The 15,605-nt window shown below is 44.7% G+C and carries 14 protein-coding genes; 4 read left to right on the top strand and 10 right to left on the bottom strand.

Annotated features, from left to right (window positions below):
* Window positions 1-24: 24 nt before the first annotated feature.
* Together NYE43_RS01815 and NYE43_RS01810 are read right to left on the bottom strand one after the other, a co-directional pair.
* Window positions 25-1,175 (bottom strand): IS3 family transposase gene (locus tag NYE43_RS01815; protein ID WP_127695692.1). Its coding sequence is split into 2 segments (ribosomal slippage): window positions 25-902 and window positions 902-1,175, totalling 1,152 coding nucleotides; the frame shifts between segments, so codons are not numbered across the junction.
* Window positions 1,176-1,283: 108 nt separating this feature from the next.
* Window positions 1,284-1,844, bottom strand: coding sequence for a shikimate kinase (locus NYE43_RS01810; protein WP_024120152.1), 561 nt, complete (start codon window positions 1,842-1,844; stop codon window positions 1,284-1,286).
* 370 nt (window positions 1,845-2,214) lie between these two features.
* Here NYE43_RS01810 and NYE43_RS01805 point away from each other — a divergent pair, with 370 nt between their 5' ends.
* Window positions 2,215-3,003 (top strand): sugar phosphate isomerase/epimerase family protein, encoded by a 789-nt coding sequence (locus NYE43_RS01805; protein ID WP_185848313.1) that lies wholly within the window; start codon window positions 2,215-2,217, stop codon window positions 3,001-3,003.
* Window positions 3,004-3,057: 54 nt separating this feature from the next.
* Window positions 3,058-3,651, top strand: coding sequence for a tunicamycin resistance ATP-binding TmrB (tmrB, locus tag NYE43_RS01800; protein WP_185848956.1), 594 nt, complete (start codon window positions 3,058-3,060; stop codon window positions 3,649-3,651).
* Between the two features lie 83 nt (window positions 3,652-3,734).
* Here tmrB and nadE read toward each other — a convergent pair whose 3' ends face one another.
* Together nadE and NYE43_RS01790 are read right to left on the bottom strand one after the other, a co-directional pair.
* Entirely contained in the window at window positions 3,735-4,553 is an 819-nt protein-coding gene (gene nadE, locus NYE43_RS01795; protein ID WP_101860186.1) for an ammonia-dependent NAD(+) synthetase, read from the bottom strand.
* 133 nt (window positions 4,554-4,686) lie between these two features.
* Window positions 4,687-5,283 (bottom strand): DUF1989 domain-containing protein, encoded by a 597-nt coding sequence (locus tag NYE43_RS01790; protein WP_044161986.1) that lies wholly within the window; start codon window positions 5,281-5,283, stop codon window positions 4,687-4,689.
* Window positions 5,284-5,412: 129 nt separating this feature from the next.
* Here NYE43_RS01790 and NYE43_RS01785 point away from each other — a divergent pair, with 129 nt between their 5' ends.
* Window positions 5,413-6,753 carry an amino acid permease gene (locus NYE43_RS01785; RefSeq protein ID WP_103672186.1) on the top strand — a complete coding sequence of 447 codons (1,341 nt, stop codon included), beginning with the start codon at window positions 5,413-5,415 and terminating at the stop codon, window positions 6,751-6,753.
* A gap of 1 nt (window position 6,754) precedes the next feature.
* Here the strand turns inward: NYE43_RS01785 and NYE43_RS01780 are convergent, their stop codons facing one another.
* The 3 genes from NYE43_RS01780 to NYE43_RS01770 all read right to left on the bottom strand — a co-directional run bounded on the left by NYE43_RS01780 (window position 6,755) and on the right by NYE43_RS01770 (window position 8,754).
* Window positions 6,755-7,516, bottom strand: coding sequence for a YqcI/YcgG family protein (locus tag NYE43_RS01780; protein ID WP_185848314.1), 762 nt, complete (start codon window positions 7,514-7,516; stop codon window positions 6,755-6,757).
* Between the two features lie 69 nt (window positions 7,517-7,585).
* A complete protein-coding gene (locus tag NYE43_RS01775) occupies window positions 7,586-8,215 on the bottom strand; it encodes a LysE family translocator (RefSeq protein WP_024120145.1) in 630 nt (209 codons plus the stop codon).
* A 74-nt stretch (window positions 8,216-8,289) separates the two neighbouring features.
* Window positions 8,290-8,754: a MarR family transcriptional regulator gene (locus tag NYE43_RS01770; protein ID WP_024120144.1), complete on the bottom strand. Its 465-nt coding sequence runs from the start codon at window positions 8,752-8,754 to the stop codon at window positions 8,290-8,292.
* Between the two features lie 112 nt (window positions 8,755-8,866).
* Between NYE43_RS01770 and bmr3 the strand changes: the two genes are divergently transcribed.
* Window positions 8,867-10,405, top strand: coding sequence for a multidrug efflux MFS transporter Bmr3 (gene bmr3 / locus NYE43_RS01765; protein ID WP_185848315.1), 1,539 nt, complete (start codon window positions 8,867-8,869; stop codon window positions 10,403-10,405).
* Between the two features lie 40 nt (window positions 10,406-10,445).
* Here the strand turns inward: bmr3 and NYE43_RS01760 are convergent, their stop codons facing one another.
* The 3 genes from NYE43_RS01760 to amyE all read right to left on the bottom strand — a co-directional run bounded on the left by NYE43_RS01760 (window position 10,446) and on the right by amyE (window position 15,437).
* Entirely contained in the window at window positions 10,446-12,071 is a 1,626-nt protein-coding gene (locus tag NYE43_RS01760) for an L-lactate permease (RefSeq protein ID WP_185848316.1), read from the bottom strand.
* Between the two features lie 32 nt (window positions 12,072-12,103).
* Entirely contained in the window at window positions 12,104-13,069 is a 966-nt protein-coding gene (locus NYE43_RS01755) for an L-lactate dehydrogenase (RefSeq protein ID WP_103672191.1), read from the bottom strand.
* 367 nt (window positions 13,070-13,436) lie between these two features.
* Complete coding sequence (gene amyE, locus NYE43_RS01750) at window positions 13,437-15,437, bottom strand: alpha-amylase (RefSeq protein WP_185848317.1); 2,001 nt, start codon at window positions 15,435-15,437, stop codon at window positions 13,437-13,439.
* Window positions 15,438-15,605 lie beyond the last annotated feature (168 nt).

Here is a 15,605-nt window from a genome sequence, read left to right as displayed (position 1 = left end):
TTGAGACAGGGATCAAAACACCTTTTAAACAGCCAATTGCCGATAGCTTATCGGTGATTGGCTGTTTAGTTTCGTTTGAATACGAATGTTGTTATAATAATAAATGTATTCTTTGACAGTGCGTTCTACGATGGCGGTCGTGGTTCGATTAATGCTGTTAAGATAGAACGTTTCAGACTTTAGTGAGGAATGAAACGATTCGATGGAGGCATTATCAGCGGGCGTCCCTTTGCGGGACATGCTCATGGTAATGCCTTTTGTTTTAACAGCTTTCTGATACTCATAAGATGTATACACAGATCCTTGGTCACTATGTAACACGCAGTTCTGAGGCAGTGTTGGCAGCTGATCAAGTGTGTTTAAGACAAAGTCTGTGTCCTGCTTATCTCCAATCGTGAAAGCAATTACTTCTCCATTGTATACATCCAATATACTGGAAAGGTACAATTGTTTCTGTCCATAAGGCAAATACGTGATATCCGTTACTAGTTTTTCAAGAGGATGATCGGACTGAAAGTTTCGATCTAATATATTATCAACCACGGCATATGGCTGCCCATTCTTCTTGCGCTTTTTCACCTTAACCCGGCACTGCCACTGATTTTTCTGCATGATACGCTGAACCGTTTTATGGTTAATACGCATTTCCTTTTTTAATATAGCTGTAATTTTTCGATATCCATATCGATACTTGTGCTCTCGGCACAACGTGCCGATTTGTTTTTCCAAATGGCGCTTGGGATGATCTTTCATCAGGTTCTTCTTCCAACGATAATAAGACGCTCGTGAGATACCTAAATGAACACAGATATTCTGTACGGTCATTGTGCCGTGCAATACTTCTACAAGTTCGACTGACGTTTGGCTATCAACTTCCTTTCCAATTCGTTGTACTTTTTTAAAACTTCATTTTGTTGTCTCAGATAACGGTTCTCTGCCTGCAGTTTCTCTAATTCGGAAGAATACTCCGGACCTTTTCCGTAAGTGTATTGCTTACCAACAGGCTGTTCAAATCGATGTGTATCCCCAGCTTTATGCCATCTAACCCATGTCTGAACCTGCGTCTTATTCCTGATATTCAATTCCTGCATGATCTCTTTCATAGGCACGCCTGCCAATCTCATTTCTACAGCCTTCTGTTTGACTTCAATCGGATAACTCATTCTTGTTCCCATACAAAAAACACCTCCAAGTCTTATTTCGGATAACAACTATCCGTTTTCAAACTTGAAGGTGTTTTTTATTTGTCTCATCTTATGGGGTCAGTCCCTACCGCACGGCTTTTACATTGGCTGATAAAGATCCCAACCGATTTTTAGCGTCTCCACAATGTAATCTGCAATCTCTTCAGGAGCAAGGTTGTCTGTTTCCACTTTTGAATTGTGCTTGTCATAGATGACTTTTCTCTCGTTAAACAGCTGCTCCATTTCATCCATTGACCGGTTATGCAGCACCGGACGGCTTTCGATCAGCAAATCCGCGCGCTGCTTCCAGTTCTCCCAAGACAGATCGAGGTGAAGCACCAGACAATGTTCGAGACAGCACTTTCTGATTTCCTCTTGTTTAAAAGAGCCTCCGCCAAGTGAGACAATTTTAAATCTTGTATGGTGGCATAGATTCAGGATATATTCTTTTTCTGTTTTACGGAAAAAGTCCTCACCTTTTTTTTCAAACATCTCAGGGATCGACATGTTGAAATCCTTTTCGATTTCTTGGTCAATATCGATAAAATCTCTATATAATTTCTTAGCGACCAATTGGCCGATTGTCGTTTTTCCTACACCCATGAATCCAATCAGGACGATATTTCTTTCTCTTACTGGGATGGCTCGTTTAGCGTTCATCTTCGGCGAAATCCTCCTAAGGAATGAAAGTTTATCTTCATTATATGCTGATTTTGCGAATATTTATATAGATACCGGCTCAGGCGTCCTCTATTTCATTAAGCTTTCCTACAATAAAACATAAGAAAACGCAATGACCTCCGTGATGCAGAATAAAAGATGTAACATGACGAAACGTCGTTTTTGAGCAGTCGGCTCCGTTTCTTTTTTGCGTTCAATAACCTTCTTTTCCGGATGACATTCATTGTACAACATTTTCAGAAATAATTTAATACTTCGACGCAAAAAAGCATTAAATGATTAAACGTCCTTCCTCCCTCTGCGTTTATCCGTTTTTCAACAGGGAAAAAGATGACGGGAGGGATGTGAGATGAAAATAAGCTTTTGTACAACCGGATGTAAAAAGCAAAATGTAATGGACGTCATTTCCTTTGCGAAGGAGCAGTCCTTTGACGGGATTGATTTGTGGTACGGCCACATCGAACAGTATGAACAGGACTTCGGGCCGCTGGACGGCCTTTATACCCTGCTGCTGCAGCATAAACTGAAGGTGCCCGCGGTCAGCTTATACACCGATTTTGTGACACAAGGAGAAGAAGAGACAAAAGAAGCAGTGAGAAAAGGGCTTCGGGCGGCGAGACAGCTTCACAGCCCGCTTATTCGCGTATTTGCCGGCAATCAGGCGTCAAACAGAACGTCACCGGAAAAATGGCTGCGTGCGGTTGAACAATTCCAGCAGGCTGCGCAAATGGCAGACGGCTATGAGGTGAATATCGGTCTGGAAATTCACTATGATACGTATGCCGATACACCTGAAGCTGCTTTAACATTTTTGAAGGATGTCGGCCATCCAAGACTCCGAACGATTTTTGACGGGTCAAATCTGCACGTGAACCGAATTGACCAGCTGCCCGCTTTAGAAAAAACCTTTCATACGAACAGCCATATCCATTTGAAAAACTACCGCTGGAACTTTGATAACTGGTATCTGAGCGAGCCAACTCCGATTTTTCAAGGAGATCTCGATCAAAAAGCATTTTTAAAAGAGCTGATGAACAGACAATATGATGGTTTTGTTTCTCTTGAGTATTTTGGAGAACATGCCTTTACGCATATAAAGGAATCGCTCCGCGAATATACGTCTGTTTTTTCCCGCTGACTCTTCGATCGAAGGGTCTTTTTTTGTATCATAAACAAAAAGGGGGATATCATGATGATCATTTGGATAAATGGGGCTTTCGGTTCCGGAAAAACACAAACAGCGTTTGAACTGCACAGAAGGCTGAAATCGTCTTACGTATATGATCCTGAAAAGATGGGATTTGCGATGCGTTCGATGATACCGCCGGATATCGCTGAAGATGACTTTCAAAGCTACCATCTGTGGCGGGAATTCAATTACAGCATGCTTTCCTATTTGTCAGATACATATCAGGGCATCATCATTGTGCCCATGACCATTACGAATGATCAATACTTCGATGACATTATCGGCAGGCTGAGACAGGATGGCCGGACCATTCACCACTTTACCCTGCTGGCTTCAAAGGAAACATTGCTGAAACGCCTGCGCACCAGAGCGGAAGGAAAAAACTCCTGGGCCGCAAAACAAATCGACCGCTGCATCAACAGCCTGTCTGATAGCCTCTTCACAGAACATCTCCATACAGACCAAATGTCTATTCAGCAGGTCGCAGAAACGATCGCTGCCCAAGCAAATCTGCCGCTTGATCCTGATTCGAGAGGCAGCCTGCGAAGATTCACTGACAGATTGATGGTGAAGCTGAATCATATCCGCATCAAATAAAAGACGTTTTGAAATCATGTCCCTGATACATGCAAATGGATCAATAAATAAAAAGCCCACTCCAAGAGTGGGCTTTTATCATATTATTTCCACCAGTCATCAAACATAGAAGCTGGGACCTGGCGCTTATGCTCCGTCACGCTGTAGCGTTTCTCCAGCGCTTCTGACGCCTTTGCCGATACTTCTTTTCCTTCGAGATAATCATCAATCTCATCGTAGGAAATGCCAAGCTCAGTTTCATCAGACTGCTGCGGCTTTTCATCCAGCAGATCGGCAGTCGGTTCTTTTAAGTATAAGCGTTCCGGTGCATCCAGCTCTTTCAGCAGGCTTCTTCCCTGACGCTTTGTTAAGCCTGTCAGCGGCAGGAGATCTGCGCCTCCGTCACCGTATTTCGTAAAGAAACCAGTCACGGCTTCGGCCGCATGGTCTGTTCCAATCACAAGAAGGCCTTCTTGGCCGCCGATCGCGTATTGAGCAATCATTCTGGTTCTCGCTTTTACGTTTCCTTTATTAAAGTCTGTCAGCTTATCGCCTGTCTCTTGCTGATATTGATCCGCAAAAGCGCTGACTGTTGATTGAATGTCAAATTTCCATGATTTATCCGGCTTGATGAATTTCAGAGCGAGCTGGGCGTCATCTTCATCCTGCTGTGTGCCGTGCGGAAGACGGACCGCAATAAATTGAGCGTCTCCGCCCTCCTCGCGAATGCTTTCCACCGCAAGCTGAGCAAGTCTTCCCGCAAGTGTTGAATCCTGTCCGCCGCTGATGCCAAGCACAAGTCCTTTAGCGCCGGTTTTCTTTACGTATTGTTTTAAAAAATTGACTCTGTCCTCAATTTCTTGCTTTGGATCAATTGAGGGCTTCACATGTAATTCACGCATAATCTTTTCCTGCATGCTCATCCCAATCATTCCTCCTGTACATTTTCGCTTGTTTCTTACTGTTCATTTCCCCGAATCAATGAAAATGAATCATGACTGTTATGTATCCATATTAACTATAGCACAGGTCTTATTTCATAGTGAATAAGAGAGATCAGCTGACTTCAACCCGTATGGACGTCACACTGTCGCCATTGCACTTTCCTTTTTCAATCGGGCAGGAAGAAAACGCGACAACCAAATCCATCTCCGCTCTGAGTCTGACGTAATCCCCGGCATTTGACAGCGGCGTTTCCACAGACAGATTCCCCTTCTCATCCAGAACGGTATTCATAAAAATCGCAAACGGATAATGCATATGCGGCTTCGGCACGCCGAACTGCTCAAGCGCCCGGTTCATATTGTCATAACACGTATCCTGGAACTCGTCCTTTTGTTTTCCGTATAACAGCCTGTTCATGTCAGGACGGCAGGCCGGCAGAAGCAAGTCATGCTTGCCGACTGTATCCTCAATGAGCGTTAGCATCGGTTTATACAAATTAGAGTAAATATGATCGTTGACCTTCACATGAATGGAATGATTGGCATCAATGGTCGCTCCCTGATCAAGATGCTCATAAAAATCCTTTGCGTGGTACGCCACAAAATCAGCAACCTGCTGCCCCTCTACATCAACCACCTTCAAAATCTGGCCCTTTTTCAGCTTCAGGCCGAGCCCTTTCTTCGGCTGAACGATATATTGCTGTGTCATCCGCTTCGCTCCTTTTTCTATTAGTATGAGCGTTTACCATCGCCTCCATGTAAAAAGAGGCAAAAATCCGATGCATATAAGCCTTGCGCGGGTTGCAATCTAACCTTAGATAAAAGGGGTTGAATGTAAATGAGTCAAACAAAAAAAGACCAAGAAAAAGGAAATCTGGCTTGGTGGCAGCTTTCATTAATCGGGATAGGATGCACAATCGGAACAGGATTTTTTCTCGGTTCCAGCATCGCAATTGTGAAAAGCGGATTTTCCGTTCTGCTTTCATTTCTAATTGGAGCGATCGGCACTTATTTTGTATTCGAACAGCTTGCCAAACTTTCGGCAAAACACCCTGAAAAGGGCTCGTTCTGTTCATATGCGAGAAAAGCGTTCGGCAGGTGGGCCGGCTTCAGCAATGGCTGGGTGTACTGGTCATCTGAAATGCTGATTACCGGAAGCCAGCTGACAGCCATTTCGTTATTTACGAAGCATTGGTTTCCTCAAGTGCCACTGTGGGTATTTGCTTCCATCTATGCTGTACTTGGGCTTCTCATTATTTTTACCGGACTTTCTGTTTTTGAAAAAACAGAAAACGTGCTGGCAGTTATCAAAACAGCCGCTATCTTCATGTTTATCGTGATTGCCATTCTGGCTTTGTGCGGCATATTATCAGGCGGAAAGCCGGAGGTGCAGATTCCGAATGAGACGAAAGAATTTTTCCCATTCGGAGCTATGGGACTGTGGACAGGCCTGATTTATGCATTTTACGCGTTTGGCGGCATTGAAGTCATGGGGCTCATGACGGTTCATTTAAAGAAGCCGGAGGAAGCCTCAAAATCAGGAAAGCTGATGCTGGCAACGCTGGCGATTATTTATATCATTTCAATCGGGCTCGCTTTGCTACTAGTTCCTTTACACAAGTTTACAGAACAGGACAGCCCGTTTATTACGTCTTTAAAAGGATTTCATCTCGAAGTGATCCTTGATATTTTTAACGGCATTTTTATTATCGCGGGCTTCTCGACCCTTGTCGCTTCACTCTTTGCCGTGACAACATTGCTTTGTACGATGGCCGATGACGGCGACGCGCCGAAATGCTTTACTCTAAAAGAAGGCAAAAAAATATGCTGGCCCGCGCTCGGATTAACATTTGCGGGGCTTATCGTGTCTATCGTACTGTCTTTAGTGCTGCCTAAAAATATATATGAGCACATGACAACAGCGGCCGGGCTTATGCTTTTATACACTTGGCTGTTTATCCTGTTCTCCAGCAAAAAGCTGACCGATCCGGCAGCCATGGCGAAAACGCAAATTTATCTGGCGACAATTCTGATCGCGGCGGCTGTGTCCGGCACGCTGTTTGAAAAATCAAGCCGACCCGGATTTTTTGTCAGCTTGGGATTTTTAGCTGTCATTGCCGTTGTCACCTTGATCTATCAAAAAAAGCAGGGACACAAAGACCGCCCTGCCAGCTCGTGAACTATTTCATTTTGTTAAACATGTTCTTTAAATATGAAAACGGGCATTTTGATACCTGTTTTTCATCATCCCGGAGAAAATACTGTTTCCATTCCCGGTTATCCTTTCCTCCGTACCAGCCTAAATGCGGATGAATCGGAGCTTGATCATAAGCCTGTAAACGGGATCGGATCAGCCTGCTCATGTTTCGGCCAGATGTGGTTGAACCATTTAGATCTTCAAACACCCATCTTGGCTGGAACGTGATCATAAAATAAGGAAAGCTTCGGCTTCTCCTCGCATCATGAGCCGGCGTTGCACACAGAATAAAATACGGCTCGCCGTCAAAACAAAACTCCCATTTATAATGCTCTGGATCGGCCGGAATATCTGCCGGCCACTCTTTTTCATCTTGTTCGCTCAGTCTATTTAAAAAGCGCCAAAACAGCTCTTCATATGCTTCAATGGAATAATGCTCAGCCAAATCCTCCGGTGTATCAAATAACACAACCAATGACGTATACTTCCCGGTGTCTCGCGAGATATTCCCATACTCCGCAAGCAGCGGCGCCAGTTCCTCCACCGTACCGTTTTCCCTGGGATCTCCTGCAAAGGCAATGCGAAGCTGATCAGTCAGAAATGCCTGACGGCCGGGAATACACGGGAACGTATCCGCGTCATCCGCCAAAGTTTCTGCTAATAGCTCAAAAGCGATTCTTTGCCATTCCGGGAACTCAGCTTGATTCCGTTCCAGAAAACTTTTGGTGTAAATCCCTTTCACCATTGATCCACCTCCAGTATCATCTGGATACTATATTAAAACGGAAGGCGGCAGGTGACTGTCCTTTTTGAATCAGCCCAATAACTCTTTAATGCCTTGATAACCGAAGTAAAAACCGAATACAAGCAAGGATATGCCAGCAATCGCGGTGAATCCCCGCAACAGCTTTTCGTGAAGCAGGTTCCTGAATGTACTGGCTGCGATCGCCATGCAAAAATCCCAGATTAAAATGCCAATCATAATGCCGGAACTATAGATGAGAAGCTGACTCATATTGTAAGCCTCCGCCGTTTTTGCAAGAATACTCCCGTAAATCCCAAGCCAAAAGAGGATACTCAATGGATTTGACAATGAGATGAGAAAACCCGAGGCAAATGTTTTTCTGTAGGACGGCTTCCCCTTCGAGCTGCGTACGTCTATCGCTTCCCTGATATTCTTCAGCGTTTCAATACCGGTATAGGTCAGTACAAAAAAGCCAAAGAGCCACAAAAACGTTTTCACAAACGGAGCGGTCAAAAACTGTGACAGACCGAAATAGATGAAAAGCATGTACAGCCCGTCAGCTGTCATGGCGCCTAAACCAAAAATCCACGCATGCCAAAACCCGTTTTTAATGCCTTTATCGATTTGCGCCGCATTGACAGGTCCCACAGGCGCAGACAAGGACAGCCCCAGCACAATATAACTCAAAAAAATGTTCACCGGCCCGTACTCCCCTCTCTTACTCAACTTGTACAATTTATTCGGGAACGGGCCAAGCTATGCACAAAAATCACCTATTGTTTCAAGCGGTCAAGCTCTTCCTCTATAATATCGGAGGCTTTGCCGATAAAACCGAAAATCAGTTCCAATTCCTCCTCCGTATACTCGCGGCACAGATCCATCGTCGACTCTGACAGTGAACGGAACAAATCCTTCACATGCTGTTTAGAAGCGGTTAAAGGCACGATAATCACTCTTCTGCGGTCGTTCGGATCCTTTTCGCGCGTCACATACCCCGCTTTTTCGAGGCGGTCAACAAGCGCCGTAACGGAACCCGTGCTGAGTCCCGTCTTTTTCCCCAGTTCACCGGCCGTCATTGGCCCCGCTTCATTTAAGATGTCAGCTGATTTCAAATCGGTGGGAAACAGACCGAGAGCCTGAGCGGCTGCCTGATGAAACAGAACCGTTCTTGTGCCCAATTTCCGAAAAAGCTTAACGGAAGTCTTTTCCAACTCACTTCTGGAATCTCTTGTTGACAACTGACAGTCCTCCCTATAAAATCAAATTTATCTTGATAATCGAGATAATTAATAATCAAACTATTATCATGATATCAAACCTTACTTAGAAAAGGTAGAGGAGGTAGAATAAATGGATACAACAGCCGCAAAAAATCCTTCCACTAAATTTGTGGTTCTCGGTCTTTTGCTGGGCATTTTAATGTCGGCAATGGACAATACAATTGTTGCCACAGCGATGGGCAGCATCGTGGCTGATCTTGGAAGCTTTGATAAATTTGCATGGGTAACTGCATCCTACATGGTAGCGGTGATGGCTGGAATGCCGATTTACGGCAAGCTTTCCGACATGTACGGCCGAAAACGTTTTTTCCTGTTTGGACTTATCTTTTTCTTAATCGGGTCGGCATTATGCGGAATCGCACAAACAATGAACCAGCTGATCATCTACCGGGCCATTCAGGGGATTGGGGGCGGAGCGCTCCTGCCGATTGCCTTCACGATTATCTTTGATTTGTTTCCGCCGGAAAAACGCGGAAAAATGTCAGGCATGTTCGGCGCTGTATTTGGATTATCAAGTGTTCTCGGCCCGCTGTTAGGCGCTATTATCACAGACTCTATCAGCTGGCACTGGGTGTTTTACATCAACGTCCCTATCGGTGCACTGTCATTGTTTTTCATCATTCGCTATTACAAAGAATCGCTGGAGCATAAAAAGCAGAAAATTGATTGGGGCGGCGCGATTACTTTAGTCGTATCCATTGTGTGCCTGATGTTCGCGCTTGAGCTCGGCGGCAAAACATACGACTGGAATTCGATTCAAATCATTGGCCTGTTTATCATTTTCGCTGTTTTCTTTATTGCCTTTTTTATTGTGGAGAGAAAAGCGGAAGAACCGATTATCTCCTTCTGGATGTTTAAGAACCGCTTGTTTGCCACAGCGCAGATTCTCGCTTTTCTTTATGGCGGAACATTCATTATTTTAGCAGTGTTTATTCCGATTTTCGTACAGGCGGTATACGGCAGCTCAGCGACAAGCGCAGGCTTCATTCTGACACCGATGATGATCGGATCAGTGATCGGAAGTATGATCGGCGGAATCTTCCAAACGAAGGCAAGCTTCCGCAATCTGATGCTGATTTCTGTCATATCTTTCTTTATCGGCATGCTGCTGCTTTCCAATATGACGCCGGACACAGCGCGCGTATGGCTGACTGTCTTTATGATGATTTCAGGCTTCGGCGTAGGCTTTAACTTCTCGCTTCTCCCGGCAGCATCCATGAATGATCTTGAACCTCGTTTTCGGGGAACGGCCAACTCCACGAATTCATTTTTACGATCATTCGGCATGACGCTCGGCGTCACGATTTTCGGCACGGTTCAGACGAACGTATTCACAAACCAGCTCAGCGATGCCTTCAGCGGGATAAAAGGCTCCGCCGGCTCAGGCGCTCCGCAGAATATCGGTGATCCACAGGCGATTTTCCAAGCCGGCACACGATCACAGATCCCTGCTGCGATTCTGAACCGGATCATCGACGCCATGTCATCAAGCATCACATATGTCTTTTTACTTGCTTTGATTCCAATTGTCCTCGCGGCGATTACCGTTTTGTTTATGGGAAAAACAAGAGTCAAAACAACTGAGGAAATGACGAAGAAAGCAAATTAATACAAAAAGCAGTACACCTCGAGTGTACTGCTTTTTTCTATTAAACACCTAATCTTGCAAGAATAAACGTCCATATGCAGATGATCAATAGCAGAATCAGACTGTACATCACTGTCCGTTTAAACAGCTTTGATTCCTTCCCTGTCTGGCCGACCGCGGCAGCGGCAATGGCGATAGATTGCGGAGAAACGAGCTTCGCCATCACCCCGCCCGCCGTATTTGCGGCTAACAGCAAATCAGAACCGGCACCGATCTGTGCTCCGGTGACAACCTGCAAATGCCCGAACAGAGCGTTATTGCTGACAACTGAGCCAGTAATGAACACGCCGATCCAGCCGAGCACAGGACTGACAAATGGGAACAAATCACCTGTTTTCGCCAGTGCCAGCCCGATGGAAGAGCTGAGCCCCGCGAAGTTGGCCAGATTGGCAAACGCCATCACAAAGCAGATCGTGACAATCGGCATCCACAGTTCTTTCCCTGTCTCCTTCAAGCAACTGAAGCCATCCCGATAAGAGAAATTTTTGCTGAACAGTCCTGTAACGATGACTGCGGCTAAAATCGCTGTACCTGTCGCCGATAACAAATCGACTTTAAAAATCGCATCAAGCGGCATGGCAGATGGGGCAATTGGCGGCATTTTCATAATTTGCTGATGCAGAAAAGGCATCTTGAGCAAAAGCGTTGTCTGATAGAAGAGCCCGCCTTCTTGGAAAAGCGCTTTGAATGCAGGGAGACTCCAGATGGTGATCGCCGCAGTTAAAATGTAGAAAGGAGACCACGCTTTGGCAATGTCTGCCGCGCTGTATCTCTTTTTCTCACCGGTTTCTTCAGCTCCCTGCTCACGGTAAATCTGTTTCGGCTGCCACTTGCGCAGGAAGAGCGCAAGCCCGCCCATACTGAACAGCGCCGCCAAAATGTTAGCTAATTCCGGTCCGAGCACAGCCATTGTCAGCGTCTGAACCGCTGTATATATACCGCTGACAACCAACAAGGCAGGCCAGGTTTGTTTGATTCCCTTCATCCGGTCTAATAAGAACACGAGTAAAAACGGAATCAGAAAAGTAATCATCGGCAGTGTCCAGATCAATGCCCGAGACAGCTCAAGAGAAGACAAGTCTCCAATTTGCGCGCCTGTAATCACCGGTATCCCGATCGCGCCAAAGGCTCCAGAGGCAGCATTCGCAATCAAACAGAGCGCCGCCGCCTTTAACGGTTTAAAGCCAAGTTCGACGAGCAGCGCCGCACTAATTGCAATCGGAACACCAAAGCCGGCCGCACCTTCCAAAAATGCGTTAAAACAAAAACCGATTAATAATAGCTGTAATCTTTGGTCAGGCGAAATGCCGGCAATGCTGGAACGAATAATGGTAAACTTCCCGGTTTTCACAGCGATTTTATAGAGCCACACTGCCATCAGGACAATGTAGCCGATCGGCCACAAACCGCTTCCAATGCCTAATAAAACAGAAGAAACGGCTTTTTCAACTGGCATATGAAATGCCCATACGGCAACCAAAAAGCTGGCGGCTAGGGTCAGAAATGCCGCAAGAATGCCTTTCATCTTAAAAACGGTTAAAGCTAAGAGAAAAAAGAGAATCGGTGTGAGCGCAACCAGTGCGCTCACATACTCGTTTCCAAACGGATCATACAACTGCTCCCACATTGACAATCAGCCCTTTACTCTATAGTTGCGTTCTAGTTGACGTTTTGTTCTGCAAAATGCGGTTTCAAAATGTTTTTGAGCACGTTGGCGCTGTGGTTAAACTGCTCTTTTTCTTTCTCATTTAAGTTCAGCTCAGTGATGCCAGCGACTCCGCCGCGGTTGACGACAGCCGGCACTCCGATGTACACGTCATCTGCTCCGTATTGTCCGTCCAAATATGTGCTGACTGTTAAAATGCTGTTTTCATTATGAAGAATCGCTTTAGTGATTCGCGCAAGGCTCATGGCTACCCCGTAATATGTCGCGCCTTTTTTCTCAATGATATGATAAGCGGCGTTTTTCACGTCATCCACGATCTGGTCAAGCTCTTCTTGTTTGTATGCTTCGTTTTTCTCAACCAGTTCACTGACCGGCACTCCGCCGATATTCGCGTGGCTCCAGACAGGAAGCTCAGTATCGCCGTGTTCGCCGATAATATGAGCGTGCACGTTGTGTGCCGCTGCACCGAAGTATTCGCTCAGCATGTAACGGAATCTCGCAGAATCAAGTGTTGTGCCGCTTCCGATCACTCGCTCTTTTGGCAGACCGCTGAATTTCCATGTTGCATACGTCAGAATATCAACCGGATTTGTCGCGATTAAGAAAATGCCGTCAAATCCGCTCGCCATGACTTCACTGACGATTCCTTTGAAGATCTTTAAGTTCTTTTCTACTAATTCAAGGCGTGTCTCACCAGGCTTTTGGTTTGCGCCGGCGCAGATGCAGACAATATCAGCATCCTTGCAGTCTTCATATGTTCCGAAAGATGTTTTGACCGGATGCGGCGCAAACGCCTTTCCGTGATTTAAATCCATTACATCGCCCATTGCTTTTTCTTTATTTAAATCAATGACCACAAGTTCATCTGTGATCCCTTGGTTAATTAACGCAAATGCATAACTGCTTCCAACAAAACCCGCTCCGATTAAAGCTACTTTATTTACACGTTCATTCATCATTTATCCTCATCCTCCAGTGTTTGTTTATCTTTGGTGTTTGTTTGTGAAGTATTTCACATTTATATTGTGCAACATTTCACAAACTTTTGCAAGAGAAAAGATTTGTCTGATTTATGAACAAAAAAAGAAACTATCTATGATAGTTTCTTACCGTTTTCTTGAGTGATTTTCAGCATGAGAATCGCAAGACAAAGAAGGAATGTTTGTTAGTTTCTTTCGCTGCTTTCCTCAAAAAGCATTGTATCGGGCAATGTGAATGCTCATTATTTATCATGATTGTGACGCATCGATCTGACATTGCCGGAGTCTATACATGGTGATCTCCAAACAGATAAAGTAAGCGATTGTTCACTTTAGGGTATTGTTGTTAACGAAATGTCCGGACTAAATGGGGCAAAGAACCATTTAAGCCAGAGTCATTATATAAACCATTTTGCACGTAATCAAAACCAGGTTGGTTCTGGCCAGGTACTTGGGCGCTGCCGTTGTTAAAAATCACTTTGGCGTTTTTTGTATCAGTATCCGCCGATAACGTCAGAGTGTAAATGCCGTCTGCATTCTTACTCATTGCTTTTCCCGGCCAAGATCCGGTCAATTCTATTGCCTGCCCCCCATTCTCCTTGTATACATATGCATTAACTTGACTCCAATTATTTAGGTTTTGATAGCCTATTCTTTTCTCAGAAGATGGGTCTGTTTTTACAAAAGTATATTCTTTTGTCCCAGATGCTCCATCACTGTTCGTTCCTGTTAAAGTGACCTTGTATGTTGTATTAAACGGGTCCCCTTTTCCGATCATTAATTGATCCCCGTCCTTAAACTGTGTCTCATCACCATGATTTATTTGATAAGCAGCTTTTGCGGTATGAGCGTCGGCACGCAGAGTTACCGTTAGCTGATCATCATAGAAAGAATGGGTTACACCTGTTTGATAATTCTCGAGGAAGACATTAGGTACATTTGCGGTATCTTCCGCATAAAGCACAACCACACCTCTGCCGCTGATTGTACCTGTCAGTTTGCCATCTGTTACTTTAAACGAACCATCCCCGGCTTTATTATCATAGCTGCCATCAGGTAAATCCGTTGAAGTATGAATGGAAACTGGTGATGAAGATGCATTTGCCAAAACAGCACCTTCAGGGCCGCGCTGATTCATGAATATCTGATTGTTTCCATCCGGGTTAGAGAGTTTCTCAGGCTGTCCGGCCATGGCATTATGAAATGTATTGACTGCAGCGATGGCTTGATCTTTAAATAAAGCACTCCCGCGATCACCTAATTGACTTTTCCCAGGGAATCTTACACCATTTCCGCCGCCCTCAGGTCTGGAGAAAAACAAGGGTGTACTTCCTGAACGAGAAGCAATAATCGCCCAGCCTAAACGAATATCATCATCGCTCATCCATGTAGATTCTTCATCATCATTGGCATACGTATCATGCGATTCCACCCATGTGACCAAATCGTCCGCAGATACATGAGATGCATAATTGGAGATGTTCGATGTGCTAAAATTGCGATTCTTTAAAGCAGACCTTATGGAATGCCCATAGTTTGATGCTGTAACATTCATATAATTCGCATATGCAGCATCTCGGGAAGCACTGTCTTGTAATATTTCTCCATATTGGAATTCTGCAGATGTATCTGTGATATTCGGCCAAAAATGACTGCCAAAATCACCGTCATCCGGAAGCTCTATATGTTTGGCCGCATCATACCTAAATCCGTCAGCACCGTCATCCAATGCTCTTTCCAGAAAATGTTTCAGATATGACTGTACTTGTGTATTCTGCGTATTCCAATCATAAAGCCCCAGCAATGAATTCTGCGTGACATCCCTTCGATCGGACCAATTTTTAATTTGTGTGTTTCCATGCGTCCAATTTGAAATACTTTTAATTTCATTTGAAATCGCAGCATAGTCACTGGTTGTGTGATTGATGACGGCATCGACAATAACCTTCACGCCATATTCTTCAGCCGTCGCACACATTTCTTTAAACTCTTCCTCGGAACCCAAATACCTGTTGCCAATCTGGTAAGAGGTCGGCTGGTAAAGCCAGTACCAGTTCCCCATGCTTTTATCTCCATTATTTCCTTCCTTTACTTGATTAATAGGAGACGTCTGAATGGCAGTATATCCTGCATCATGGATATCCTTCATATTATTTTTCAAGGTGTTGAACGACCAATTCCAAGCATGAAGAATGGTCCCGCTCTTTATTGATGGCGCTGTATATTCATTTGATTGGTTCGCGGTCTCTGCATTTACAGCCACCGGCCCTGCCAGAACCAAATGAAACAGCAATAATAATCCAGCGAATAACGGCAGTAAAGAGGTATTTAATCGTTTTTTAGACATTCTGGACACTCCTTATTTCATTTTTCATTTCTGAAGACTTACTGCGGAGTCAGAAATCCCTCTTACTCAATCCTTCCACTTCCTCCTTTCAGACGAATGTGAAGACTGGAGAATTTTGTTAACGCTTACATTTTAAGCTATCATACTCTCTCTATCAAAACAACTTGA

Source organism: Bacillus sp. FSL R5-0434, from assembly GCF_038004745.1.
Lineage (GTDB): Bacteria > Bacillota > Bacilli > Bacillales > Bacillaceae > Bacillus > Bacillus halotolerans.
This window is presented reverse-complemented; position numbering and strand designations above follow the sequence as displayed.